At 62.8% G+C, this 24,847-nt stretch carries 22 protein-coding genes and 1 pseudogene; 11 read left to right on the top strand and 12 right to left on the bottom strand.

Features of this window, described 5'->3' with window-relative positions; all coding sequences use genetic code 11:
• Window positions 1–16 precede the first annotated feature (16 nt).
• Both R4P57_RS13730 and R4P57_RS13725 read left to right on the top strand, forming a co-directional pair.
• Window positions 17–373 carry a universal stress protein gene (locus tag R4P57_RS13730; RefSeq protein WP_317803381.1) on the top strand — a complete coding sequence of 119 codons (357 nt, stop codon included), beginning with the start codon at window positions 17–19 and terminating at the stop codon, window positions 371–373.
• Window positions 374–570: 197 nt separating this feature from the next.
• Entirely contained in the window at window positions 571–1,710 is a 1,140-nt protein-coding gene (locus tag R4P57_RS13725) for an alpha/beta hydrolase family protein (protein WP_317803380.1), read from the top strand.
• A gap of 119 nt (window positions 1,711–1,829) precedes the next feature.
• Here the strand turns inward: R4P57_RS13725 and R4P57_RS13720 are convergent, their stop codons facing one another.
• From R4P57_RS13720 to iolC, 8 genes are read right to left on the bottom strand one after another with little or no spacing between them, the layout of a single operon-like run.
• Entirely contained in the window at window positions 1,830–3,353 is a 1,524-nt protein-coding gene (locus tag R4P57_RS13720) for a CoA-acylating methylmalonate-semialdehyde dehydrogenase (protein WP_317803379.1), read from the bottom strand.
• A 29-nt stretch (window positions 3,354–3,382) separates the two neighbouring features.
• The gene (locus R4P57_RS13715; protein WP_317803650.1) at window positions 3,383–4,252 is read right to left on the bottom strand and encodes a sugar phosphate isomerase/epimerase; all 870 of its coding nucleotides are present in this window, start codon (window positions 4,250–4,252) and stop codon (window positions 3,383–3,385) included.
• A gap of 5 nt (window positions 4,253–4,257) precedes the next feature.
• The gene (locus R4P57_RS13710; protein WP_317803378.1) at window positions 4,258–5,292 is read right to left on the bottom strand and encodes a Gfo/Idh/MocA family oxidoreductase; all 1,035 of its coding nucleotides are present in this window, start codon (window positions 5,290–5,292) and stop codon (window positions 4,258–4,260) included.
• 22 nt (window positions 5,293–5,314) lie between these two features.
• On the bottom strand, window positions 5,315–6,238 hold the full coding sequence (locus tag R4P57_RS13705) for a sugar phosphate isomerase/epimerase (RefSeq protein WP_317803377.1): 924 nt from the start codon (window positions 6,236–6,238) through the stop codon (window positions 5,315–5,317).
• A gap of 41 nt (window positions 6,239–6,279) precedes the next feature.
• Entirely contained in the window at window positions 6,280–8,238 is a 1,959-nt protein-coding gene (gene iolD, locus R4P57_RS13700) for a 3D-(3,5/4)-trihydroxycyclohexane-1,2-dione acylhydrolase (decyclizing) (protein ID WP_317803376.1), read from the bottom strand.
• Window positions 8,235–9,116, bottom strand: a complete 882-nt coding sequence (gene iolB / locus R4P57_RS13695; RefSeq protein ID WP_317803375.1) for a 5-deoxy-glucuronate isomerase — start codon at window positions 9,114–9,116, stop codon at window positions 8,235–8,237. Before iolB ends, iolD begins: the two co-directional genes overlap by 4 nt.
• 3 nt (window positions 9,117–9,119) lie before the next feature.
• Complete coding sequence (locus R4P57_RS13690) at window positions 9,120–10,022, bottom strand: aldolase (protein WP_317803374.1); 903 nt, start codon at window positions 10,020–10,022, stop codon at window positions 9,120–9,122.
• Complete coding sequence (iolC, locus tag R4P57_RS13685) at window positions 10,015–11,013, bottom strand: 5-dehydro-2-deoxygluconokinase (protein ID WP_317803373.1); 999 nt, start codon at window positions 11,011–11,013, stop codon at window positions 10,015–10,017. The genes R4P57_RS13690 and iolC overlap by 8 nt, the downstream gene beginning before the upstream one ends.
• A gap of 190 nt (window positions 11,014–11,203) precedes the next feature.
• Here iolC and R4P57_RS13680 point away from each other — a divergent pair, with 190 nt between their 5' ends.
• Window positions 11,204–11,974, top strand: coding sequence for a GntR family transcriptional regulator (locus R4P57_RS13680; RefSeq protein ID WP_317803372.1), 771 nt, complete (start codon window positions 11,204–11,206; stop codon window positions 11,972–11,974).
• Between the two features lie 27 nt (window positions 11,975–12,001).
• On the opposite strand, the gene R4P57_RS13675 is transcribed toward R4P57_RS13680, so the two are convergent.
• The gene (locus R4P57_RS13675; protein WP_317803371.1) at window positions 12,002–13,000 is read right to left on the bottom strand and encodes a Gfo/Idh/MocA family oxidoreductase; all 999 of its coding nucleotides are present in this window, start codon (window positions 12,998–13,000) and stop codon (window positions 12,002–12,004) included.
• A 78-nt stretch (window positions 13,001–13,078) separates the two neighbouring features.
• Between R4P57_RS13675 and R4P57_RS13670 the strand changes: the two genes are divergently transcribed.
• The 7 genes from R4P57_RS13670 (at window position 13,079) to R4P57_RS13640 (ending at window position 19,674) form a co-directional block, all read left to right on the top strand.
• Window positions 13,079–14,113: a Gfo/Idh/MocA family oxidoreductase gene (locus R4P57_RS13670; protein ID WP_317803370.1), complete on the top strand. Its 1,035-nt coding sequence runs from the start codon at window positions 13,079–13,081 to the stop codon at window positions 14,111–14,113.
• A gap of 208 nt (window positions 14,114–14,321) precedes the next feature.
• Entirely contained in the window at window positions 14,322–15,290 is a 969-nt protein-coding gene (locus R4P57_RS13665; RefSeq protein WP_411742367.1) for a substrate-binding domain-containing protein, read from the top strand.
• Window positions 15,291–15,356: 66 nt separating this feature from the next.
• Window positions 15,357–16,415, top strand: coding sequence for an ABC transporter permease (locus R4P57_RS13660; protein ID WP_317803368.1), 1,059 nt, complete (start codon window positions 15,357–15,359; stop codon window positions 16,413–16,415).
• 3 nt (window positions 16,416–16,418) lie between these two features.
• Window positions 16,419–17,237: an ATP-binding cassette domain-containing protein gene (locus tag R4P57_RS13655; protein ID WP_317803367.1), complete on the top strand. Its 819-nt coding sequence runs from the start codon at window positions 16,419–16,421 to the stop codon at window positions 17,235–17,237.
• 79 nt (window positions 17,238–17,316) lie between these two features.
• Window positions 17,317–18,480: a Gfo/Idh/MocA family oxidoreductase gene (locus R4P57_RS13650; protein ID WP_317803366.1), complete on the top strand. Its 1,164-nt coding sequence runs from the start codon at window positions 17,317–17,319 to the stop codon at window positions 18,478–18,480.
• Window positions 18,481–18,605: 125 nt separating this feature from the next.
• The gene (locus R4P57_RS13645) at window positions 18,606–19,052 is read left to right on the top strand and encodes a VOC family protein (RefSeq protein ID WP_317803365.1); all 447 of its coding nucleotides are present in this window, start codon (window positions 18,606–18,608) and stop codon (window positions 19,050–19,052) included.
• A gap of 4 nt (window positions 19,053–19,056) precedes the next feature.
• Window positions 19,057–19,674, top strand: coding sequence for a helix-turn-helix domain-containing protein (locus R4P57_RS13640; protein WP_317803364.1), 618 nt, complete (start codon window positions 19,057–19,059; stop codon window positions 19,672–19,674).
• 57 nt (window positions 19,675–19,731) lie between these two features.
• Here R4P57_RS13640 and R4P57_RS13635 read toward each other — a convergent pair whose 3' ends face one another.
• Complete coding sequence (locus R4P57_RS13635; protein WP_317803363.1) at window positions 19,732–22,293, bottom strand: molybdopterin-dependent oxidoreductase; 2,562 nt, start codon at window positions 22,291–22,293, stop codon at window positions 19,732–19,734.
• 63 nt (window positions 22,294–22,356) lie between these two features.
• Window positions 22,357–22,610, bottom strand: a pseudogene (gene fdxA / locus R4P57_RS13630) (ferredoxin); the annotation flags it as partial.
• A gap of 238 nt (window positions 22,611–22,848) precedes the next feature.
• Between fdxA and R4P57_RS13625 the strand changes: the two are divergent.
• Window positions 22,849–23,715, top strand: a complete 867-nt coding sequence (locus tag R4P57_RS13625; protein WP_317803362.1) for a short-chain dehydrogenase/reductase — start codon at window positions 22,849–22,851, stop codon at window positions 23,713–23,715.
• Here the strand turns inward: R4P57_RS13625 and R4P57_RS13620 are convergent.
• A complete protein-coding gene (locus tag R4P57_RS13620; protein WP_317803361.1) occupies window positions 23,662–24,843 on the bottom strand; it encodes a helix-turn-helix domain-containing protein in 1,182 nt (393 codons plus the stop codon). The two genes, R4P57_RS13625 and R4P57_RS13620, sit on opposite strands and share 54 nt — an antisense overlap.
• Window positions 24,844–24,847 lie beyond the last annotated feature (4 nt).

The following is a 24,847-nucleotide window of genomic DNA, read 5'->3' as shown; positions in this document are numbered from 1 at the left end:
GAAAGGACGTCACGACATGGCCATACTGGTCGCAGTATCCGACAACGAAGAGGGCCGCCACGCCCTGCGCGTGGCGGCCGACGAGGCAAGCGCCGTGCACACCGACCTCATCGTGGTGAACTTGACCCTCGCCGGACTCGACGTCAGCGGGTTGAACGAAAATGTCTCGGTGCGGGTCATCGACCGTGCCGGCCGCGCAGATCGAGACCCGGCAACAGCAGTACTCGACGAGATCGACGCGCACCCCGAAGTGACTCGGCTCGTCATCGGAATCAAGAAGCGCAGTCGCGTCGGGAAAGCGCTGCTGGGCAGCATCACTCAGCGACTTTTGATGATGTCACCCGTCCCGGTCCTCAGCGTCCAACCCAACTGACCCCCGGCGGCGCATCCGGCAGAATCGATCCGGTCCGGCACCGTGACGAATCAGCGAAAGAGACCCTGTGCGGCAGACCCTGCCACGCAGGGTCTCTTCATTGCGCCAGATCCTGCGATGCCGTCGCCGCAAGCACGGTATATTTCCGCGCGGGGGTCGGAGGATTCGAACCTCTACGGTCGATCCCGAAGGAAGACATGACGATTCGATCCACAGTAATTTTGTGTACAACTGCTGCCTTGCTCGGTGGGGCGGGAGTGTTCGCCCCCGTCGCCGGTGCCGCACCGTCGACATCCATCGAACCGATCTCGCGGCTCATCGACGGCGCCGCTGCGGGCTATGCACTGTCCTACTGGACCACCGACGAACATGGGCGGCCCGCGCGTGCCCGCGGACAGGTGTATCTCCCCTCCGGCACGCCGCCACCAGACGGGTGGCCGATTGTGTCGTGGGCCAAAGGCACCGTCGGCGTGGGCGATTCATGCGCCATGAGCACGGCGCTGGAAGACGGGGCTGCCGAGGATCCGCTGGCCGTCGAACTGTCGAAGCCCCTGATCACCAACCTGCTCCGTCGCGGTACGGCAATAGTCTCGACGGACTACATCGGACTCGGAACATCGGATATCCACCACTATCTGAACAGTGTCTCGGCGGCGAATGCCGTCACCGACGTCGTCGACGCAGCAGCCGACAGACTCCCCGAATTGTCGCGAACATGGGTCGCCGCCGGGCATTCTCAAGGCGGCGCGGCCGCACTCACCACCGGAGCTCGTGCCGGCATCTACGGAGCACCGTCGGACTTTCGCGGCGTGGTGTCGTTCGCACCGTCGTCGAACCTCGAGGTCCTTCTGCCACTACTGTCTCCGACCACACCCCGGATCGCGCAACTCGACAACGTCACGGCCACCCTGATCTACATCCTTTACGGACTCCGGGACTCTCGGCCCGATATTGACGTAGACGGCTACCTCAGCGATCTGGGACGCACATACGTTGCGCAGGCAGAAGACAGCTGTATCGGCGCGCTGAGGGAGAAAGTGACCGGTATTTCTCCGCAACAGCTTCTTTCCCGGTCGCTGTCGGATTCTGCGATGGCCTCGGCTGTACGCGAGTACCTATCGGTGCCGACCACCGGTTACACCCGGCCGGTAGTGATCGAACAAGGACTGGCCGACACGGTCGTACCACCGACAGCAACGACCGCCTTGGCTGCTGAACTGCTGGCACGTGGCGTGCGCGACGTGACCTATCTGCCCGTGCCCGATGCAACCCACTATGACGTCGTTGCCGCTACTGTCGACGACGCCCAAGCGCGAATACTGGGAATGCTGCACTGACCCTGGCGTGATCCCACGGAAGAATCAGCGCGCATGCTGCCCATGCAGCGCGAAACCCCCGCCTGAGCACGGAGCTGGGGCGGGGGTTTCGGAGCCTTCCGTTCGACAGTTCTTCGGGCTCAGTCGTTCTCTGGGAAGCCGAGGTTGATGCCGCCGTGGCTCGGATCGAGCCACCGACTGGTGACGGCCTTGCCGCGGGTGTAGAAGTGGACACCGTCCATGCCATGGGCATGAGTGTCACCGAAGAGGCTGTTCTTCCAACCACCGAAACTGAAGTACGCCATCGGAACCGGGATCGGAACATTGATGCCGATCATGCCGACCTCGACCTCGTTCTGGAACCGCCGCGCCGCACCACCGTCATTGGTGAATATCGCGGTGCCGTTGCCGTACTGGTTCGAGTTGATCAGCTCGAGTGCCTCGTCGTAGGTGTCGACGCGGACCACCGAGAGGACCGGCCCGAATATCTCGTCGGTGTAGATGCTCATGTCGGTGGTGACGTTGTCGATCAGCGTCGGCCCCAACCAGAACCCGTCGGCCGGTCGCACTCCCGTCGCTTCGCTCGCCCCGCCGTCGGCCTGGACCGTGCGGCCGTCGACCACGATGGTGGCACCGGCAGCTTCACCGGCGTCGACGTACGAGGCGACCTTGTCGCGGTGCGCCTTGGTCACCAGCGGTCCCATGTCGGCACCCGTGGTTCCGTCTCCCGTGACCAGCGGTGTGGTGCGTTCGACGATCTTCGCGACGAGTTCGTCGGCGATGTTCCCGACGGCAACGAGTGCGGAGATGGCCATGCATCGCTCACCGGCAGAACCGAACCCGGCGTTGACCATCGCATCGGCAGCGAGGTCCAGATCGGCGTCGGGCAGGACGATGGCGTGGTTCTTCGCTCCGCCGAGAGCCTGAACTCGCTTACCGTGCGAGGTGCCGGTGGAGTAGACGTACTGCGCGATCGGGGTCGAACCGACGAAACTGATGGCTTTGATGGACTTGTTCTCGAGCAGCTCGTCCACCGCCAGCTTGTCACCCTGCAGAACGTTGAACACGCCGGGCGGTAGTCCTGCCTCTTCCCACAGTTTGGCCATCCACAGCGATGCGGTGGGATCCTTCTCGCTGGGCTTGAGCACGACGGTATTGCCTGCGGCGATGGCGACGGGGAAGAACCACATGGGAACCATGGCCGGGAAGTTGAACGGAGAGATGATGCCGACAGGTCCGACCGGCTGACGGATGGAATAGACATCGACCTTGGTCGACGCGTTCTCGGTGAAGCCGCCCTTCAGCAGGTGCGGTATGCCGCAGGCGAATTCGACGACTTCCTGACCTCGGCTGATCTCACCGAGCGCGTCGGAGAGCACCTTGCCGTGCTCGGCCGTGATGATCTCGGCGAGCTCGCCCTTCTTCGCGTTGAGCAGCTCACGAAACTTGAACATCACCGCCGTGCGCTTTGCCAGCGAGGTATCGCGCCACGCCGGGAACGCCGTCGCAGCGGCGTCGATCACGGCGCGGGCATCCTCCAGGGTCGCGAGTGCCACCTGTCCGGTGACCTGACCGGTGGCCGGATTGGTCACCGGCGCGGTGCGGTCGGAGGTGCCGCCGAAGGGCTTGCCGTCAACCCAATGTGCAATAACGTTGTCAGTCACTGTTTTTCCCTACTTGGAGTCATGAAGGCTCAGGAGTTGCTCGAAATGTATTTCTTCATGGTGTCGAGCTGATAGCGCGAGACCTCGTGCGCGTTCTCGTTCTCTGCGAACACGCTCGACACCATGACGGTGTCGCGGTCGTAGAAACCGAGCTTGCCGAGACCGCCGAAGAACTGATCCCAGTCGACGTCGCCGTCACCGATCTTCAGATGTTGGTGGACACGTACCGCGTTGCCCGGCGGATTGCTGATGTACCGAAGTCCGTGGGAGCGGTGGTGATCCATGGTGTCCGCCACGTGCACCAACCGCACCATGTCGCCGGCGGCCTCCATGATCGCGTCCAGATCACCGCCCATATGGAACTGGTGGCACGCCACGATGACCATGCCGAGGTTCCTGGAGTTGACGCCGCGGATGGTGCGGATCGCGGCAAGACCATCCTCTACGAAATCGTCGGGATGCGGGTCGATCAGGACATCGATTCCCTCGCGCTCGAAGATCGGCACAAGCTCTTCCATGGAACGATAGAACGCGCGCTCGGACTCCTCGGCCTTCTCCGGTCGACCACTGAACTCTGTGTTCATCGTGCTCACACCGAGATCGACGGCGATCTGAACGGCCCGCTTCCAGTACCGCACAGCTGCTTCCCGCGCATCCTCGTCCGGACCCGACCAGCGCAGAACCGGTAGGACAGAGGCGATTCCAACCCCGGCGTCCGAACACGCCTTCCTGAACCGCGCGACGAGCGCGTCATCCGCTTTGGGGTGGTTGAAGAACGGGATCATGTCCACGTGTGGAGTCAGCTGCAGCCACTCGTACCCGAGTTCGGCCACTACTCGCGGCAGCTCCAACAGCGAATGGCTGTGGTGAAACGGAGTCGGATCCAGCGCGATCTTCACCCGGCTCACGCGCCCGGGATGGACGAGCGCTGCACCATGTCGACCGTGACAGGCACACCTGATTCGAGCGACTTCACACCGGCCTCGCAGACCGCCGCGGCGGCGTAGCCGTCCCACGCACCGGGGCCGTCGACGTAATTGCCCGTTTGCGCACCGACACGAACCGCATCGACCCACCGCTGGATTTCGGCGTCGTATGCCTGCCCGAAACGCTCTTTGAAGGACGGCGTGATCGTGCCACCCCAGGTTCCGGGCGCGGACTTGCGCACCAATCCCACATCGAGACCGATCATGGCACTGCCACGTTCGGCCACGACCTCGGTCCTGACCTCGTACGCGACGCCTGTCGTGACGAACACCTCGGCGTCGACGTGACGCCCGGATTCTGTGGTGAAGATGGCGATCTGCGGATCCTTCAGGCCCACAGGCGCATTAGGATTCGCGGACGGAGTGATGATCTGGACCGAGGTGATTTCCTCGTCGAGCAGGAATCGGGTGACGTCCACCTCGTGCACGAGAGAGTCCTTGACGATCATCGCGCTGTCGAAGTGCGGCGGCACAGCCGGATTGCGATGTGCGCAATGCACAACCAACGGACGACCGATATCACCGGAATCGATCAGTGCCTTCAGTTCGGCGTACTCGTTGTCGAAGCGGCGCATGAACCCCACCTGGATGAGCTTCTTGCCCAGTTCGGCCTCCGCCTTCACGACGGCAAGAGAAGTCTCCACATCGGTGGTCAGCGGCTTCTCGCACATGACGGGCTTCCCGTGCTCCAGACACGCAAGGAGTTGCTTCTCGTGCGTCGGGCCGGGGGTGGCGAGCAGTACAGCGTCGACCTCGGGGTCGGCGATTGCATCGATCGGGTCGACGACCACCCGAGCGCCAGGGATGGAGGCGGCGAGCTCCTCGGCCTTTTCGGTGAAATAGTCGTTGATCACGGCGACGCGGGCACCGGCGATAGTGCTGGTGATACGCGCGACGTGATCGGCGCCCATCATGCCGACACCGAGGACGGCGATGCGCAGTTCGTTGGTCATGACAAAAGTCTCCTTGCGGGTATCAGCTGAACTGGACGGACGGGATCCCGCAGGAGCCCAGGTACTTACGAGTGCGCTGTGCGATCGGCAGCGGATAGTCCGGCTCGCATGGGTACATGTCCTGCTCGACGATCGCGAAGATGTCTGCAGTGAGCTTGCCCGCATCGGCGAGGCGCTCGATGGTCGACAGCAGCGGGGGCATATCGGGAATTCCCAAGGGCGGCTCCGTCATTGCACCCAGCTTGCAGGCCTCGCCGAACGGTAGATCCTCGGCTGCGACCTTCGCACGCACCGCTTCGTCGACCTGCTTGAGGTGCAGGTAGCCGATACGTTCCGGTGCACGTTCGATGATGGCGATGTTGTCGCCGCCGCAATAGCTGATGTGGCCGGTGTCCAGGCACAGATTGACGAATTCACTCGACGTGCCGTCGAGGAAGCGGTACACGTTCTCCTCGGTGTCGACGTGACTGTCGGCGTGCGGGTGGTACTGCGCCTTGACCCCGTACTGCTCGAACATGCGCTTGCCGAGTTCGTTCATGCCCTCGGTCTTCTTGCGCCACTGCTCGACCGTCAATGTGCGGTCCTCGAGCACTGCACCGGTACTGGGGTCGCGCCACATCTCCGGAATGACGACAACGTGCTTACCGCCGACAGCCGCGGTCAGTTTTGCGACGTCCTCGATCTGCGTCCACACTGCATCCCAGGCGTTGTCCTGATGCAGGTGCTCGAACACCGTTCCGGCCGAGAGCTTCAGGTTGTGGGCCGCGAGCTCGTCGGAGAGCAGCTGGGGATCCGTCGGCAGGTACCCGAACGGCCCCAACTCGATCCACTCGTAGCCCGATGCGGAAACCTCGTCGAGGAATCGGCCGTACGGGGTCTGCTTCGGATCCTCGGGAAACCAGACACCCCAGGAGTCGGGTGCAGATCCCACGCGAATTACGCTCATAATGCTTACCTTTCGAGAATTTTCAGGTGTTTCGGGAATGTCTAGTTGCCAGACGGACGCAGGAACGGCCGCTGGATCTTCTTCCACTTCTCGTATGTTTCGTACGCGGTCTGGGTCGACTCGAGCGTCGAGGTCGCACTCACCGGCACGTCCCACCAGGATTCGGAGTCCGGTGCCGGGATGAGCGGATCGGTCTCGACGTGGATGACGGTGGAGGTGTCACTTGCCTTGGCCGCCTTGACGGCATCGGTGAACTCGTTCCCGTTGTTCACTCGGATCACGTCGACACCGAGGCTTGCAGCGTTCGCGGCGAGATCGACAGGCAATATCCCCCCGTCCAGCCGGCCGTCGTCACTCCGATACCGGTAGTCGGTGCCGAATCGCTGGGATCCCAACGACTCCGACAGTGATCCGATGGACGCGAACCCGTGGTTCTGCACCAGAATCATGATGACCTTGACGCCTTCCTGCACGGCGGTGACCAGTTCGGTCGCCATCATGAGGTACGAGCCGTCGCCGACCATGATGAACACGTCACGGTCGGGCTCGGCCATCTTGGCACCGATACCGCCTGCGACCTCGTAGCCCATGCACGAGAAGCCGTATTCGACGTGGTACCCCTTCGAGTCGCGCGTACGCCAGAGCTTGTGCAGATCTCCCGGCATCGAGCCCGCCGCGCAGACGACGACGTCCCGAGGATCCGACAGGGTATTCGCCAGGCCGATGACCTGGTTCTGGTTGAGCGGCGCGGAGGGGTCTTCGATCTCGTACACCGCAGAGACCGTCGCGTCCCACTGGGCTGCCAGTTCCGCCGTACGAGAGCGGTATTCGGCTGGAACCTGGTAATCCGCAAGCTCGACGGCCAGGGCATCGAGAGCTTCTCGGGCGTCGGAGACGACGGAAATCCCGCCCTGCTTGACCGAGTCGATCGAGGCCACGTTGATGTTGACGAAACGCACATCCGGGTTGTTGAACGCGGTGCGCGATGCGGAGGTGAAATCGCTGTAGCGCGTTCCTATTCCGATGATCACGTCGGCCTCGGTGGCAAGGGCGTTCGCAGCGGTCGTCCCGGTCGATCCGAGAGCGCCGACGGATTGCGGGTGGTCGTAGGAGAGCGAACCCTTTCCGGCCTGGCTTTGGCCGACCGGGATACCGGTCTTCTCACAGAACGCTGCGAGCGAGGAGGTTGCACCGGAATAGATGACTCCGCCGCCGGCGACGATCATCGGCTTCGTCGCGCTGCGGATCACCTGTGCTGCGCGAGCGACAACGGATTTCTCGGGCAACGGACGGGCGACGTGCCACGTCCGGGCGGCGAACAGTGACTCCGGCCAATCGAAGGCCTCGGCCTGAACGTCCTGCGGGATGGCGACCGTCGCGGCACCCGTCTCGACCGGGTCGGTGAGCACGCGCATCGCACCGAGCAGAGCGCTCGGCAGCTGCTCGGGGCGCCACACCCGGTCGAAGTAACGCGACAGGGGCTTGAATGCATCGTTGACCGTGACGTCGCCGCTCGACGGGAGCTCGAGCTCCTGCAGCACCGGAGCGCTGGCCCGAGTCGCGAAAGTGTCTGCTGGGAGCAGCAATACGGGAAGGCGGTTGATGGTGGCCAGAGCCGCGCCGGTCAGCATGTTGGTCGCGCCGGGACCGACGCTGGCCGTGACTGCCCAGGCCTGCAGACGGTCTTTCTGTCGTGCATAGGCAACGGCGCTGTGCACCATGGCTTGTTCGTTGCGTCCGAGCACGTACGGCAACTCCGGTTCGGTGCCGGCTTCGACGGCGTCGATCTCGGCCTGGAGCAATGCCTGGCCGAGGCCCGCGACGTTTCCGTGACCGAAGATGCCGAAGGCTCCCGCGAAGAACTTGGTGCGAACGCCGTCCCGCTCGACGAACTGGTTCGCCAAGAACTTCACGACGGCCTGCGACACGGTGAGACGGACTGTGCCTTCGGTGTTCTCGGACTTGTTCGCCGAGATCGGCGCTGTGGACACCACAGTCATGCTCCTGTCGGTGCGGTATGGAGGGGAAGGCGGGGGTCGACCGGCTGATCGGTCCAGCTGCCGCGAATCCACGTGTGTTCGGGATCGTCGACGATGTTCCAGGCGCGCTCGGCACCCGGTCCGGCCATGACGTTCAGGTAGTACATGTGATAGCCGGGGGCGGCAACGGACGGGCCGTGGTAGCCGTGTGGCACGAGGACCACATCTCCGGTTCGCACTTCTTCGAGCACCTCGATCGGTCGCTGCGGTGTGCCGTAGACCCGGTGGTAGCCGAAACCTGCGGCGCCCTGGGGCCCGTCGGCGATCTCGAAGTAGTAGATCTCCTCGAGCGCCGATTCGTTCGCGGTGTTCTCGTCGTGCTTGTGGCCCGGGTAGGAGGACCAGTTGCCGCCGGGGGTGATGACCTCGCAGGCGATGAGCGAGTCGGCCTCGAACGTGTCCGCGGTGCCGAAATTGTGGACCTGCCGACTGCAGTTGCCCGCGCCGCGCAGTTCGACCGAAATATCCGAAGCGGGCACGTAGCGGAACGGGAGCTCGTTCTTCGCCCGTGCGCCGCACAGGGCGAATCGGCCACCGGCTGCGCTGGCCACCGAGTACGCCGAATCTCTCCCGACGTAGGCGAAGTCGGACGGGCCGTCGAACACCGAGGCCCTGCCGGCGAGCTCGAACGTGGTGCCGGCACTGGTCACCGATGCCGATCCCGCCAACGGGAGCACCATGATCTCGTCCGGACCCGAATTCAGGTCCACCGACTGACCTGCGGAGAGCGTGAACGTCCACAGGCTCGATTCGGTCCACCCCGCACTGTCGGGTGTGACGACGACGTCGAAACCGTCTGCGCTACCTGCACCGGCAGCGATGTAGTACTCGGAGTTCATGTTTCACCTCACCATGTCCACGGCGGTACCGACTGCGGCTTCGACGTTTCCGTCCGGCGGATAGAGCAACGTGCGGCCGACGATCAAGCCCCGAACCGCCGGAATCTCCAGCGCGCGCGCCCAACTGGCATACGTCTCCTCCGGCGCAGTCTGCGGGTCGCCACCGAGAAGCAGCGTCGGGAACGTCGTGGCATCCATGACGCGTTCCATCTCGGGCACCACGGGAAGCTTCATCCACGTGTGAGCCGAGCTGGATCCGAGGCCTTGCGTGATGTGAATCGATTTGATGACCGCGTCCGTACTCAGATCGTTCTTGACGCGACCTTCGACCCGGCGCGAGAGGAACGGCTCCACCATGGCGATGAGGTTCGCCGCGGCCAATTCGTCGATTGCCTGCGCGCACGCGGTCATCGTGGCCAGAGTGCCCGGATCGTCGAGTGCGATCCGAGTGAGCATCTTCGCACCGTTCATCCGCGCTTTGGCCGTGGAAGCGGCTGTGGCACCGGTCATTCGATCGTCCAACTCGAACGACGCGCCGGCCAGTCCACCGCGATTCATCGAGGAGAAGACCACCTTGTCCTCGAGCGCACCGAGCAGCACGAGATCGTCCAGGATGTCGGAGGAACCGAGGACGCCGTCCACGCCGGGGTTGGCGAGCGCGGTGCGCAACCGGTCCAGCAGTTCGGTGCGGCTGTTCATCGCGGTCATGTCCGAGCCCACCGACAGTGCTCCGCGTGCCGGATGGTCGGCAGCAACGATCATCAGACGGCCGTTGCCGCGGATGGTCGGGCGGGTGACTCGCGTGGCCCACGCACGTTCGATGGCCTGCGGGTCGGTGGCGCGAATTTCGGTGACCTGGGCATAGCTGGCGGCCGCGGGTGCGGGGCTCAAGGTGGTCTCAGACATTGACAGCCTCCGTAGCGGTTCGTTCGGCGAGTAGAGCAACTTCGGTGGCGGTGGGCATGGCCGTCGAACATTCGAGGCGCGACGCCACGATCGCCCCGGCGGCGTTGCCGTAGCGCAGGATCTTCTCGAGGGGCCAACCGGCGAGCAAGCCGTGGCATAGGGAACCGCCGAAGCTGTCTCCCGCCCCGAGGCCGTTGACCACGTCGACGAAGTTCGGCGGGACCGTGACGGTCTGCGTCTTGGTCTTGCCGAGAACACCTTTCGGGCCCATCTTGACTATGGCAAGCGAGACTCCGAGGTCGAGGAGGGCGTCGGCCGCCTTGTGCGGGTCGGTTTCGCCGACGGCAACCTGACATTCCTCCTTGTTTCCAACGGCAACGGTGACATGTTCGAGGGCCCGGCGCACCTGTTCCGTTGCGGCTGCGGGCGAATCCCAGAACATCGGCCGGTAGTCGAGGTCCAGCACGGTCAACGGGGCTCGATCCCGAGCCTCCCATGCAGCGAAATGAGCGCTGCGGCTTGGCTCTTCGGACAAGCCTGTGACTGTCGACCAGTACAGTCGGGCGCTCCGGACCGCGTCGACATCGATGTTCTCCGGGCGGATCTGAAGGTCGGGTGCCGACGGCTGTCGGTAGAAGTACAGCGGAAAGTCGTCGGGCGGGAAGATCTCGCAGAACGTGACCGGAGTCGCGAACTGATTGTCGGTGACGACGAATCGGTTGTCGACGCCCAACCGGGCCAGCTCCGCAGCCACGTATAGACCGAAGGGGTCGTTGCCGACGCCGGAGATCAACGCCGAGCGGCAGCCAAGACGCGCGGCGGCGACGGTGACGTTCGCGGCGCTACCGCCCAGGAACTTTCCGAAGGTGTCGACCTCCTCGAGACCGACGCCGGTCTGCAGAGGATAGATATCGACACCGCTTCGCCCGATGGCGAGGACGTCGAAGGCCGCGGTGTTCGCGTCGGCTGAGGTGGTCACGATCGACTCCATTGGTGTGAGGTGTTCGTTTTCGGTAAGGGGCTTCCACACGTTCTTCGGTGCGTCCACTGTGCGTGAGCTCACATACAAATGTCAATAGTTTGTCCTGACATTCTTACTTCCGGTCAAGTGATGTTATCCATCGCTTAGACTTCGTACAAACCGGCGCCTCACCGCGCCTACCGACCGACGGGAGAGACCAGTGACCACGTCGAACACAGCGGCGCCTGGAACCGAGGCGGCGCAACTTTCCGTCGAACTCAACCGGTCGAGCCCGGTTCCCCTCTACTTTCAACTTGCACAAGCAATCGAATCCGCGATATTGCAGGGCGTCCTCGCGCCGGGGGAACGATTCGAGAACGAACTCGCGCTGGCCAAACGACTGAGCCTGTCGCGTCCCACCACCCGCCGTGCGATCCAAGAACTCGTCGACAAGGGTCTGCTCGTACGCAAACGTGGCGTCGGAACACAGGTGGTTCAGAGTCCGGTCCATCGCCCGGTCGAGCTCACCAGCCTGTTCGACGACCTTGCCCGCGCCGGGCAGAATCCGACAACGCGTCTCCTCGACTATCAGGTCGGTCCGCCCACCCACGACGTCGCGCAGGAATTGAACATCCCCGACACGACAGACGTCGTCACCATCCGCAGGCTCCGCAGCACCAACGGTGAGCCACTCGCTGTCATGGTCAATTATCTGCCGAGTGAGATCGCGCCGGAGCCGGACGAGCTCGAATTACAGGGCCTGTACTCCTCGCTGCGTACGCGAGGAGTACACATCAGGCTCGCCCGTCAACGCATCGGTGCCCGATCGGCCGATCGCGAGGAGGCAGCCCTGCTCGACGAAAAGTACAAGGCACCGCTACTGACCATGCACCGCACCGCGTTCGACGATTCGGGACGCGTCGTCGAGTTCGGAGCGCACGTGTACCGCGCTTCCCGGTACTACTTCGACACCACCCTGGTCGATCGCTGAACGGCCGAGCCACGACATACCGCTCGGTCAGAGAGTCCTGTCGACCGCGACTGTGCCGCCGCCACGGTGCATCGAGGTGATCAACGCCTGCGCCACCACGCTCGCCTGTAGGCCGTCGCGCGCTGACGCCAGCGTGGACGTACGCCCTTCGGCGATCGAATCGATCCACTCGCACAGCTGGAGTCGATAGGCGTCGGCGAAGCGAGGGACCCAGTCCTTCGCATACGAATAGCTGTGCCGCAGAGCATGATCGGTCACGGTCCGAATCGGCTCCGCCAGACGGCTTGCGCCCTCTTCGCCGATCACCTCGCAGCGGATGTCGTACCCGTAGCCGGCGTTGAGGAACATTTCCACGGTCGTCAGGACGCCGTCTTCGGTGCGCAGCAACATGAACTGTGGATCGCGGCGATGGCCGATCCGCGTGCTCGCACGAGTGGCGTGCCAGCTGACCTCGACCACCGGGGAGTCGAGCAACCACGGCACCGTATCGAGTTCGTGGATGGCAGAGCCGGTGATACTGGCCTCCGAGTCACCGCCCGGCCCTGAGGTGACCGTTCGACTCGAGCAATGCACGATCAACGGATCTCCCAGTGCGCGAGAGGACACCGTGTGCTTCAACTCGACGTATCCCGGGTCGAAGCGGCGCATGAATCCCACTGTGAGCAGGGGAATCCCGCCCGATATCGCAGCCTCGTGCGCTCGGACCACTCGTGAGCATTCGTCGACGGTCACTGCGAGCGGCTTCTCGCAGAGGACAGGCTTGTGCGCCGCAATGCAGGCGAGCACCAGATCGGCGTGGGTCGAGTCGTGGGAGGCGACGACGACAGCGTCGACGTCGGCCCGCGAGATCAAGCCGTACGGGTCGGTGAGGCCATCCGCACCGACCTCGTCGGCCAACCCGGCCGCGCGGGTCGCATCGACGTCCGCTACGGCCGTGACCGTCGCACCCGACACGACCGAATGCAAATTCCGAATGTGGTCGGCACCCATCACTCCGGCACCGATTACTCCTACGCGCACGCTCATGGGACCTCGCTGTCCATCTTGATAAAAACATCCGAATGTCCGGACATATGTACAACACGCGATACTAGGGTGTCCGTCATGACTTCGACCACAGAATTGCTACTTCCACCCTCACGCATCGCTCCGCCCATCGATGCACCCGCACTGCGATGGGGCATCCTGGGCCCGGGCTGGATCGCTGCTCGATTCGCAGAGGCACTGCGTCACCACACCTCTCAGAAGATTTCGGCCGTGGCCTCGAGAAACGCACAACGGGGCTCGGCCTTTGCCGCGGACTGGGGAATCCCGACCGTCTACGGCAACTACGACGACCTCGTTGCAAGTTCCGAGGTCGATGTCGTGTACGTCGCCACTCCGCACACCCTCCACTTCGAGCACGCGGCGCTCGCACTCGAAGCAGGTAAACACGTCGTGGTGGAGAAGCCCCTCGCCCTCGACGCCCACCAGGCTCGCGCTATAGCCGAGCTCGCCCGATCCAGGGGACTGTTCGCAATGGAGGCGATGTGGTCCGCATTCCTGCCGAAGTTCGACGTGATCGACCAGATCTTTAAGCAGGGAATGCTCGGTGAGATCAGAACCGTCCTAGCCGACCACGGCGAGCACTTCGACTCCGACCATCGAATCTACGACCCCGCACTCGCCGGTGGACCGCTCCTCGATCTGGGGACCTACGTCGTCTACTTCGCCCAGAAAGCGCTGGGTCGGCCGGCCGGTGTCACAGCGGTGGGACAGCAGGCGAACTCGGAGCTGAACGGTCAGATTTCCGCGATTCTCACTTCACCGACAGGTGCTCACGCCGTTCTCAACACCACCATCCTGGCCGACACACCGAACCTCGCCGCAGTGTGCGGAAGTTCAGGAATGCTCGCAACGGAAGGTGTCTTCTACCGACCGGGAAACTTCACCGTGTCCTTGCGCGACGGAAGATCCGCTCGGTTCGTCGACGACATCAGCGGCTACCCCGCGGGACTTGCCTACGAGGCCGCGGAGGCTGCCCGTCGAATCACCAGCGGTGAGCTCGAAAGCCCCTGTCACACAATGGCTGACACTGCCTCGACGCTCGATACCCTCGACGAGCTACGACGCCTGCTGGGTATCGAGTTTCCATCCTGACCGCTCCGAGTCTGTACCTTTTGTAGTCCTAATGTCCGGACAAACTATTGACTTTCCGGTGTGACGGGTATTACATCTCCTAAGGCAGTACGCCCGACCCGACATCAGCGGGTCGTCTGGTCATCGAGAGGATGTTTGGAAAATGACGTCTCGTCTGGGTTCGGTAGCGGATAGGCCCCCAAAGAACCTGGGGCGCAGAACCATCGCAATGGCGATGGGGGTCGCGTTGGCGGCATCGGTCGCAGCGTGTTCGTCCTCCGGCGGTGCGCCCGAGGAATCCGACTCCGGAAGCAACGCAGGAACGGCCGATACCCCGAAGGCAACGATCGCGATGATCACCCACGAGGTACCCGGCGACACCTTCTGGGACCTGATCCGCAAGGGTGCCGAAGCTGCAGCCGCCAAGGACAACATCGAGCTGCGGTACTCGTCCGACCCCGAAGCGCCCAACCAGGCCAACCTCGTACAGAGCGCGATCGACTCCAAGGTCGACGGCATCGCGGTCACCCTGGCCAAGCCCGACGCGATGGCTCCCTCGGTAGAGGCCGCTGAAGCCGCCGGGATCCCCGTGGCGGCGTTCAACTCCGGGTTCGACTCCTGGAAGGACATGGGCGTCGGGCAGTACTTCGGGCAGGACGAGACCATTGCTGGTCAGGCCGCAGGTGCTCGCCTGACTGCGGACGGCGCCAAGAAGACACTCTGCATCATCCAGGAACAAGGGCAGGTTGCGCTCGAATCACGGTGTGCCGGCGTCGAGAGCGGGTTCACCGGTGGCAGCACCGAGATCCTCAACGTCAACAGCAAGGACATGCCCTCGGTCGAGGCAACCATCACCGCCAAGTTGCAGCAGGATCCCTCGATCGATCACATCGTTGCGCTCGGAGCCCCGATCGCTTTGACTGCGGTCCAGTCCAAGGCCAACGCCGGTAGCAACGCCACCGTTGTCACCTTCGACACCAACTCCGCTCTCGTCGACGCGATCAAGTCCGGCGATGTCGCCTGGGCGATCGATCAGCAGCCGTACCTGCAGGGTTACCTCGCAGTGGACGCGCTGTGGCTTTACATCAACAACGGCAACACCGTAGGCGGCGGCACCCCGGTACTGACCGGGCCCGCGTTCATCGACTCGTCCAATATCGACGCCATCGCCGAGTACGCCAAGAACGGTACTCGCTGAGCCCGACGCTCACCGGCACGCGACTTTCGCTGCCGGTGGGCGTCGTACCAGTAGGGAAGGAACACCATGTCCACGCAGGCCGATCTGGATCTGTCCAAACACACTGTCGTCGTCGATGAGCGAGTGAAGAAGCAAAAGCCGTTGCAGCGGTTGCTGATTCGACCGGAAATCGGTGCCCTGTTCGGCGCAATCATCATCTTTGTCTTCTTCTGCATCGTCGCCCCTCCGTTCCGCTCCCCCGAAGCGCTCGCCACTGTGCTCTACGCGTCCTCGACGATCGGCATCATGGCCATCGGGGTGTCGTTGTTGATGATCGGCGGCGAGTTCGACCTGTCGACCGGCGTCGCGGTCACCTTCTCGTCGATCATGGCATCGATGATCGCCTACAACCTGCACCTCAACGTCTGGATCGGATCCGCGCTGGCGTTGGTGCTGGCGCTGGGAGTCGGTTTCCTCAACGGGTACTTGGTGATGAAGACCAAGATTCCGTCGTTCCTGATCACCCTGGCAAGCTTCCTGATGCTGACCGGCATCAACCTCGCCGTCACCAAGTTGGTGACCGGACAGGTTGCAACGCAGTCGATCTCGGACATGGACGGGTTCGATTCCGCCAAAGCAGTGTTCTCCTCCTCGTTCTCGCTGTTCGGGATTTCGATCCGCATCACCGTGGTGTGGTGGATCGCCTTCACTCTCGCCGCGACGTGGGTATTGATGAAAACGCGCATCGGCAACTGGATCTTCGCGGTCGGCGGCAATCAAGATTCGGCCCGCGCGATCGGTGTACCGGTGACGAAGGTCAAGATCGGTCTGTTCATGTTCGTCGGCTTCTGCGCCTGGTTCGTCGGTATGCACCTGCTGTTCGCGTTCAACACCGTTCAGTCCGGCCAAGGCGTCGGCAACGAGTTCCTGTACATCATCGCCGCCGTGATCGGTGGGTGCCTGCTCACCGGCGGGTTCGGAACTGCCATAGGCGCATTCATCGGTGCGTTCATCTTCGGAATGGCCAACCAAGGCATCGTCTACGCCGGCTGGAACCCCGACTGGTTCAAGTTCTTCCTCGGCGCGATGCTGCTGTTCGCCGTCATCGCCAACAACTCGTTCCGCACCTACGCTGCGAAGAGGTAAATCATGACCATTCACGCCGACACCCCCATCGAATCCGAACCCGCAGGCGGAGGGAAAACGCCCCTCATCGAACTGAAGGACGTGGGAAAGAGCTACGGCAACATCATCGCTCTGCAGGGCATCAACCTGCGCGTGGGTGCCGGTGAAGTCACCGGAGTCCTCGGTGACAACGGAGCCGGCAAGTCCACCTTGATCAAGATCATGGCCGGCCTGCATCAACAGAGCGAAGGAGAACTGCTCGTCGACGGCAAGGCCACCACTTTCGACTCCCCCAAGGACGCGTTGAACCAGGGCATAGCGACGGTCTACCAAGACCTTGCGGTTGTCGGCCTGATGCCCGTGTGGCGCAACTTCTTTCTCGGTCAGGAGCTCAGCAAAGGCACTGTGTTCAAATCGCTCGACACCAACGCCATGCGCGCGACGACCATCGAGGAACTGCACAAGATGGGCATCGATCTACCCGACGTCGATGCGCCCATCGGGTCCCTCTCCGGTGGTCAGCGTCAGTGTGTTGCCATCGCCCGCGCCATCTTCTTCGGTGCGCGTGTTCTGATCCTCGACGAGCCGACCGCAGCCCTCGGCGTCAAGCAATCGGGAATGGTGCTGCGCTACATCTCCGCGGCCAAGGAACAGGGCTTCGGCGTCGTCTTCATCACCCACAATCCCCACCACGCGTACATGGTCGGCGATCACTTCGTCCTGCTCAACCGTGGACGTCAGAAACTCGATTGCAGCTACGAGGACATCTCACTCGACGACCTCACGAAGGAAATGGCGGGCGGCGACGAGCTCGACACCCTCACCCACGAACTTCGGCGGTAATTCGGGTCCGTTACCCACATGCTGTATCGGGCCGGTCCGATCGGACCGGCCCGCACATCTTTCGAAAAGGAGATTCGTTGTGCGATCCACCCGGTCTGTTCGTGTCGGAGTAGCTGGTTTCGGGTGGATGGGACGGGTGCATACCCAGGCGTATTCGCGCCTGAACCAACACTATCCAGACCTTGGCCTGCGCCCCGAATTGGCGATGGTCGCGGACGAGCTCGAAGGCCGAGCCGACGACGCTGCCGATCAGTTCGGCTTCGCGGCGGCGACCACCGATTGGCACGAGATCCAGTCCGACCCGACCATCGAAGCCGTCTCGATCACCGCGCCCAACTTCCTGCATCGCTCCATCGGGACCGCGATGGTCGAAGCGGGAAAACACATCTGGATCGAAAAGCCCGTCGGCCTGACCGCCGACGATGCGCGCGCTGTCGCACTCGCGGCGGACAAAGCGGGCGTGCAGACGGCCGTCGGATTCAATTACCGCAATGCGCCTGCGGTCGAGGAAGCCAAGGCCCTCGTCGAATCCGGTGAACTCGGAACGATCACCCATGCCAGATTCCGATTCTTCAGCGACTACGCGGCACACCCCGACGGGGCATTGAGCTGGCGGTTCGAGCGGGCCCGCGGAGGTAACGGCGTACTCGGCGATCTCGCCTCGCACGGAGCCGATCTGGTCTACTACCTCCTGGGCGAAATCGACTCGCTGGTAGCAGACACTGCCATCTTCGTCCCCGAGCGAACGAAGCCGAGCGGGTCCGCCACCGGTCACGCTCTCGCTGCCGGAGGTGAACGCGGGGCCGTCGAGAACGAGGACTTCGTCAGCAGCCAACTCCGCCTGCACAGCGGAGCGCGCGTCGTTCTGGAGGCCAGTCGCGTGGCCGTCGGCGATCAGAACGCTTACGGATTCGAGATTCACGGCACGAAAGGTGCTGTGTCGTGGGACTTCCGCCGGCTGGGCGAACTCTCCCTCAGCACGGGTGACCGATACCAGGATCAACCTGCATCGACCGTCTACGTCGGACCTTCGCACGGAGAATACGGCGCATTCCAACCCGGTTCGGCATCCTCCATGGGTTACGACGACCTCAAAGTCATCGAGGCCATGCGCTTCTTCAAATCCATCGGGGATGGAAAGCCCTGCGGCGCAACACTACGAGACGCCGTCCGCAGCGCCCACGTACTCGATGCCATGGCCGAATCCGTTGCGAGTGGGCGTTGGGTCCAACCTGGCGTCTGAGGTTCGCGCAGTCTGGACCCGGTTCGACCCCGAGGTCGAACCGGGTCTCGATATGTCCAGTCCGCACCCTGCACAGTCATGCATGGGCACTTGACTGCTCATTTGATGAGCATTACGCTGCGCACATGCCCACTGCCTCCACCATTCCACCCTTCCACCTGGCGATTCCGGTTCACAACATCGACGCCGCCCGAGAGTTCTACGGCGACGTGCTCGGATTCTCTCGTGGACGCTCGGCCGAGAAGTGGACGGACTGGAATGTCCGCGGACACCAGGTCGTCACCCACCAGGTGGGTGACGGGTCCTCCGAGGCACGTCAGCCCGTCGCTGGGACCAACCCGGTCGATGGGCACGAGGTTCCGGTACCGCACTTCGGTTTGGTGCTGGAGGTGGACGAATTCAAAGAACTCGCCGGACGCCTCGAGGCCGCCGGCACCGAATTCGTCATCGAACCCTATGTGCGCTTCGCCGGCGAACCGGGCGAGCAATGGACCATGTTCTTCCTCGATCCTTCCGGAAATGCACTCGAGTTCAAAGCTTTTCAGAATATCGACCAACTTTTTGCCGTATGAGATCGTGACACCTACTGGCTCCACACCCGAAGACGAGGGCGCCGGTGACGGCGAACTCACCCGAGAGTTCCTGCAGCAGATCGGAGCACGCATCCGCGGGCTCCGATCTCGTCGGTCTTTGACCGTGCAGCAGCTTGCCGACCTGTCGGATGTGAGTCGTCGACTCCTGACTCAGATCGAGCACGGGCAGGCCAATCCGAGTCTGGTAGCGGTAACGCGCATAGCCCGAAGCCTCGGAACCGACTTCACCGAGCTCGTCGGAGACTCGGTACCCGGCGACATCGCGATCGAACGGATCTCCGCATCCGCACACGTACTGGTGTGGACCTCACAACTGGGCAGCACCGCACATCTACTGGTGTCCACCCCTGGTATCCGAGTCGCCGATATGTGGCTCTGGTCGTTGGTATCGGGCGATCAGTACGGCGGCCGCCCCGACTCTCCCGGATCGATCGAACTGTTCCACGTGCTCACCGGTGAGCTGACCGTACGAGCAGACTCGATGGAGGTCGTCATCGCGGCCGGCGAGTCCGGCCGCCTCCGCAGTGACCGCGTCTACCAGTACGTCAACAACGGCCCGAATCCACTGACATTTCTGCGGACGGTCGCACTCGCCCGCTGAGACGAGCGCGACCCCGTCCGTTGTGGTCAGCCCTGATCGTGAAATTTCTCGGGGCGGTCAGTCCACCCCGCGCAGCCTCCGCGCCATCCGAGTGTCTGTGCTCTCCGAGGTATCCACGATGTCGACAGCTCTGACGGGCTCGATCCGCACGGGCACATTCTTGTGCCACGGATTACCGAAGAACTTGTCGCGACGGGTCACCGAAGTCAGGGAGTTGAGGGCTACTCCGACTACCTCGTCGCCGTTCTCCGTCGGGTAGGACACTCCCATACCGTTGGGCAATGACACGTGACCTGGCTGCATCATCTCGCTGACCTCGACGACCGTCGTTGCGGTGCCGGTCTCGGTCGTCAAGCGCACTGAATCACCGGTCACCACACCCATCGCGGATGCATCGGTAGGACACATACGCAACGATCCTTGCTTGTCTCGTCGTCGCCACTCAGGATTACGGATTATGACATTGGCGGTGAAGGCGCGTCGCTCTCCGGCCGACAGAATGAACGGGTACGCATCGCTCGTATAGCACGGCTCTTCTTTGTCCAAGAGCCGAATCTCGTCCAGCAACTCGGGAATACTCACGTGAATTTTCCCATCCGCGTGACGGATGTATTTCCACGCGTCCTCGTAGCGATCGACGGTGAAAGTGACTCCCTGCGCGTTGCTCACGATGGCATCGAACAACTGCTCGCCTTGGGCAGCACCCTCCGCGGTGTACCCGGCCCGCCGCGCAGCATCGGGGTTCGCTATACACGCCAACTGAGCCATTCCCCAGATCATGGCCTTCGCTTCCTCGCCCTCTGCGAAGGTGGATCCCAGGGTGCGGTACAGAATGTAGGGCAGCAGGCCGGCGAGTTCGGGACGCTGCTCGATCGTCGAGAAGAGGATCAGGCTGAAGGCGCCGCGACCGACGACGGCGGCCGAACGCAATTGCGAGAGAGTCGTGCTGTCCACGGAACCGAGGCGGTCGATCAGCTCGGCGTAGATGAACGGTTCGGATCGCGTGCCCGGCTTTGCGGGCATCAAGGGGTTACGAAGCTGAAACGTGTTGTGCGGAAAATGAAGTGTGAACATCGATGCCTCGTATTTCTCGAACTGGCTCGACGCCGGAAGCACATAGTCGGCCTCCCGAGCAGTTTCCGTGAGCGCGACGTCCACCACGACCGTGAGGTCGAGACTCCTCATGGCACGGCGAAACCGATCCGAATCAGCCAGTGAGTGAAGAGGGTTCGACGAGTCGATCCACATTGCTCGAAGCCGATCCGGGTGATCGGTCAAGATCTCGTCGGCAATCGAATTCGCCGGGATGAGACCGGACACGATGCGGGCTCCGGTGACGGGCGTGTAACCGGATTGCGCAGGGTTACCGAGAATATTTGCGATCGGTTGCGCAACTGCCGCCCCGGACGAGAGGAAGAACATTTTCAACGACGTCTGAGCGCCACGTTCCAGAAGCGTGCTGCCGACACTGTTCCCACTGAGCCGTGCCGCGATCCGACGCATCACACCGGCACCGCTTCGCATCGTCCGCAACCCGATGACGCGCCGCGCAGCATCGAAACGTGGTGTCGTATCCGGCGGAACGGGGAACCACGTTCCAGCGATCGGGAACATCCAGGAATGCATATGCATTCCACCAGGTTTCGCGAAGTTTCCGGTGAGTACCCACATCAATTTCTGCAAGTAGGCGCAGACGGTGGCATTCGGCGACTGTTGAATACCGAGGTCCTCGTAGGTCGAGACGCTCCCGGCTCGTCCGATGCGTCGGGCCGCGTCGCGTATGGTCTCTTCGGCCACACCGCAGCGCCGCGCGTAGTCAGCAATGTCGACCTCGCGCAGCAGTGTCAGAACCTCTTCTACCCCCACGGCATTCGCCTTCAACCACTGCGATGCGATCAGGTCTTCCTGAACGAGAGTTGCGTCGAGCGCAGCCAGGCACCAGGCATCCGTACCGGGCTTGACCTGCAGGTGGTAATCGGCCATCTGGGCAGTCTCACTCTTGCGCGGATCGATGACGATCATCGAACGAGCGGGGTCACGAGCAATCTCCTTGAGCGTGGGCCTAGCCCGCGCCATTCCGTGCGACTGCCACGGATTCTTGCCGACGAAGACCGACACTTCCGCGTTCTCGAAGTCACCCGAGGTGTGACTGCCGTAGAGCTCGGTGTCGACGAATCCCTCTCCCGTCTTCTCCTGAGCCAGCGCATTCGAGGTGTACCGCGCGCCGACCGCGTGGAAGAGTGATCGACCGTAGGAGCCGCCGAGGTGATTGCCCTGGCCACCACCTCCGTAAAAGAAGATGCTCTCGCCGCCGTACTGTGCGCGCACCGAGCGTAGACGAGCTGCGATCTCGTCCAGCGCCGTCTCCCAGTCGATCTCCTCGTACGTACCGTCCGCACGCCGACGCAGCGGAGTGTCGAGACGATGGGAACCATTCTGATAGCTGTCGAGCCGCAGCGGCTTTTCGCAGGTGTACCCCTGGGAGCCGGGATGATCCTTGTCCCCTCGGATCTTGAGCAGTCGTCCGTCATCGACCTTGACTTCGATGCCGCAATTGCACTCGCAGAGAATGCACGCGTTCTTCTTCCACGTGGCTGCGGACTGATTGGCGTCGATCATGAATGCACCCAGATTCTATGTTGACAAAGATTGACCTGCCGTTTGCGGAACGATGTGCGTCACAGAGCCACCCGGAGAACCGAGATCGTCGAATAAGTCTGCATTCGTGGATACGTAGCCAGCCCACCTGGGAGGTACGTCCTCCTCGAAGATGATCGCTTCCACCGGGCAAACCGGCTCACACGCGCCACAATCCACACATTCGTCCGGGTGTATGTACAACATCCGGTCGCCCTGATACATGCAATCCACAGGGCACTCTTCGATGCACGCCTTGTCTAAATGTCGACACAAGGCTCGGCCACGATGTACGTCACGAAATGCTGTCCCTCATTGAATCCCCCGTTTATATGGTGTTCGCCATAATACATAGACCTGTGAGACGCGCATCCGAATCGGCGGCGCTGTTCGCCGCGGATGCCTCCGAGCTCGAAGTCTGTGCACGCGCACATCATCTCGGTTCCGCGAGTGGACCGCCGCACCTTCCGTCACCCCTTCTCAACCCCGACAATCGACTCACCACGCATGACCGATTCCTCGAAAGGTCCGAAAATCATGAAGTCTGTAGCAGGCAAGGTCGCTCTCATCACCGGAGGGGCGTCCGGCATCGGCCTCGAAACGGGCCGTCGACTCGCATCGCTCGGCGCACATGTCGTCCTTGTCGACCGCTCCGAAATTTCCGCATCGGTCCTGGGATCTTTGGACACGACACGACACGGAAGACACATCTCCGTCATCGCCGATGTCACGGACACCGCATCTCTGGAATCGGCTGTGGCAGAGGTCTTGGACGAGTACGGATGCCTCGACGTCGTCGTCGCCAACGCCGGCATCGCCGAAGCCGGTACCGTCGCCATCAGCGATGTCGAATCGTTGGTCAAGATCGTGGAGATCAACCTCATCGGGGTCATTCGGACCGTCCACGCAACCCTGCCTGCGGTGACCGCACAGCGAGGCTACTACCTGTTGGTCTCGTCCGCCGCGGCGCTGAAGAACATTCCGGGCCAATCCGCTTATGCCGCATCCAAAACGGGTGTCGAGGCGTTCGGCGGCGGGCTACGTCTCGAGGTCGCCCACAAGGGCGTCGGCGTCGGCGTCGCCCATCCTGCATTCGTACGCACACCGATGTTCGAGTCGCAGCACAGCATTGCTGCTGTGCGCGCCGGCATCGAGGAACTGCCGTGGCCGTTCAACGTGGTGACAGAACTAGGTGATTGCGCGGACGCATTCGTGAACACGATTGTCGGGCGTCGCCGAAAGGTGTACGTACCCGGCGCGCTTCGCGGTGTGGACACCGTGCGTGGGGTCTTCACCGGTCGTCTGTGGGACGCGATTCTGCGTCCGCGGGTGAAGAAGACGGTACCCGCTCTAGAAAGCGGGGTCCTGCAGAGCCGCGCGCTGCGCTCGGTCCCGCGTCAGTAGCCACCAGGCCAGCACCAGATCCGCAGTCGAGTCGATGTCCAGTCCAGTGAGGTCACCGAACCGGGCGACGCGGTTGCGGACGGTGTTGCGGTGAACGAAGAGCGAGGCGGCGGTGTCGTCGACGCGGCGGTCGTGGTCGAGATACGTTGCGACGGTGTCCATGATCTCCCGTCCTGCTACGCCGCGTACGAGTAGCGGGTCGAGGTGCACGGAAGCCATCTGCTCCGCCACGTCATCCGCGAAAGAAAGAAGGGGAAGCGGACCGAGAGCCGCAAGATCCACCACGCCCGTTCTCCCGAACGTCACGGCAAGCGAGAGTGCACGTTGCGCTTGCTCGTAAGAAGATCGCGCCTCGGAGGCCGTCCTGGCATCGCCGAGTCCGATGGCGACGGAGCACTCGAGGCGATCCGGAACATTGGGCAACAGTGCCACCAGATGACGGTCGATGATCGCGTCGACAACCTCGAGAAGGCCTGCACTGCAGCGCATTCGCAACATCGCCCGCGCATCGGAAGACTTGGACGTTTCGTCCCAGACCACGCAGGCGACGCGATACTCGTGGGTGAGATCGATTCCGTGTTCGCTCGCATCGCTGTTCAGCGACGCGGGTCGGTACGATCCCTCCACCAATTGTCGAATGAGATCAGCGCGTCGAATCGCACCGGTGACGGCCCGCTCCTGCATCACGGTGTTCACTGCGGCGGAATAGGACGTCGCCCATTCCCACATCACGTCTTGCATGTCATCGACCGCGGCTGTGGTCAAGTTCTGCTCGACGGCCTTGTGCCGAATTATCTTGAACAGCTCCCGTGCTCCCAGTTGGATACTGTGCGCAACCAATTCGAGTGGGATCGTCTGATCGGACCAGCGCCGGAGCAGGTCGGTGACGTCACTTTCGTCGACCGAGGGCGAGTCACTGCGCACGCGCCACAGAACGATGTCGAGTACGGCCCTGGTGTTGCGCTGCACTTCCTCGTGCGCGACGGAGTCGTACACCGGGATCCGCTGTCGGTACAGATCCGTCAACCTCGATGCCACTGAATCCAACTCGACATCGGCATCGTCGATCAGCGACGAGATCCGGGCCGCGATCTCCCGCTCCCGGGTGGTGTCACCGTCTTCGGTCATCGAA

Origin of the sequence: Rhodococcus sp. IEGM 1330 (assembly GCF_033142445.1) — a bacterium.
Taxonomy (GTDB): domain Bacteria; phylum Actinomycetota; class Actinomycetes; order Mycobacteriales; family Mycobacteriaceae; genus Rhodococcoides.
This window is presented reverse-complemented; position numbering and strand designations above follow the sequence as displayed.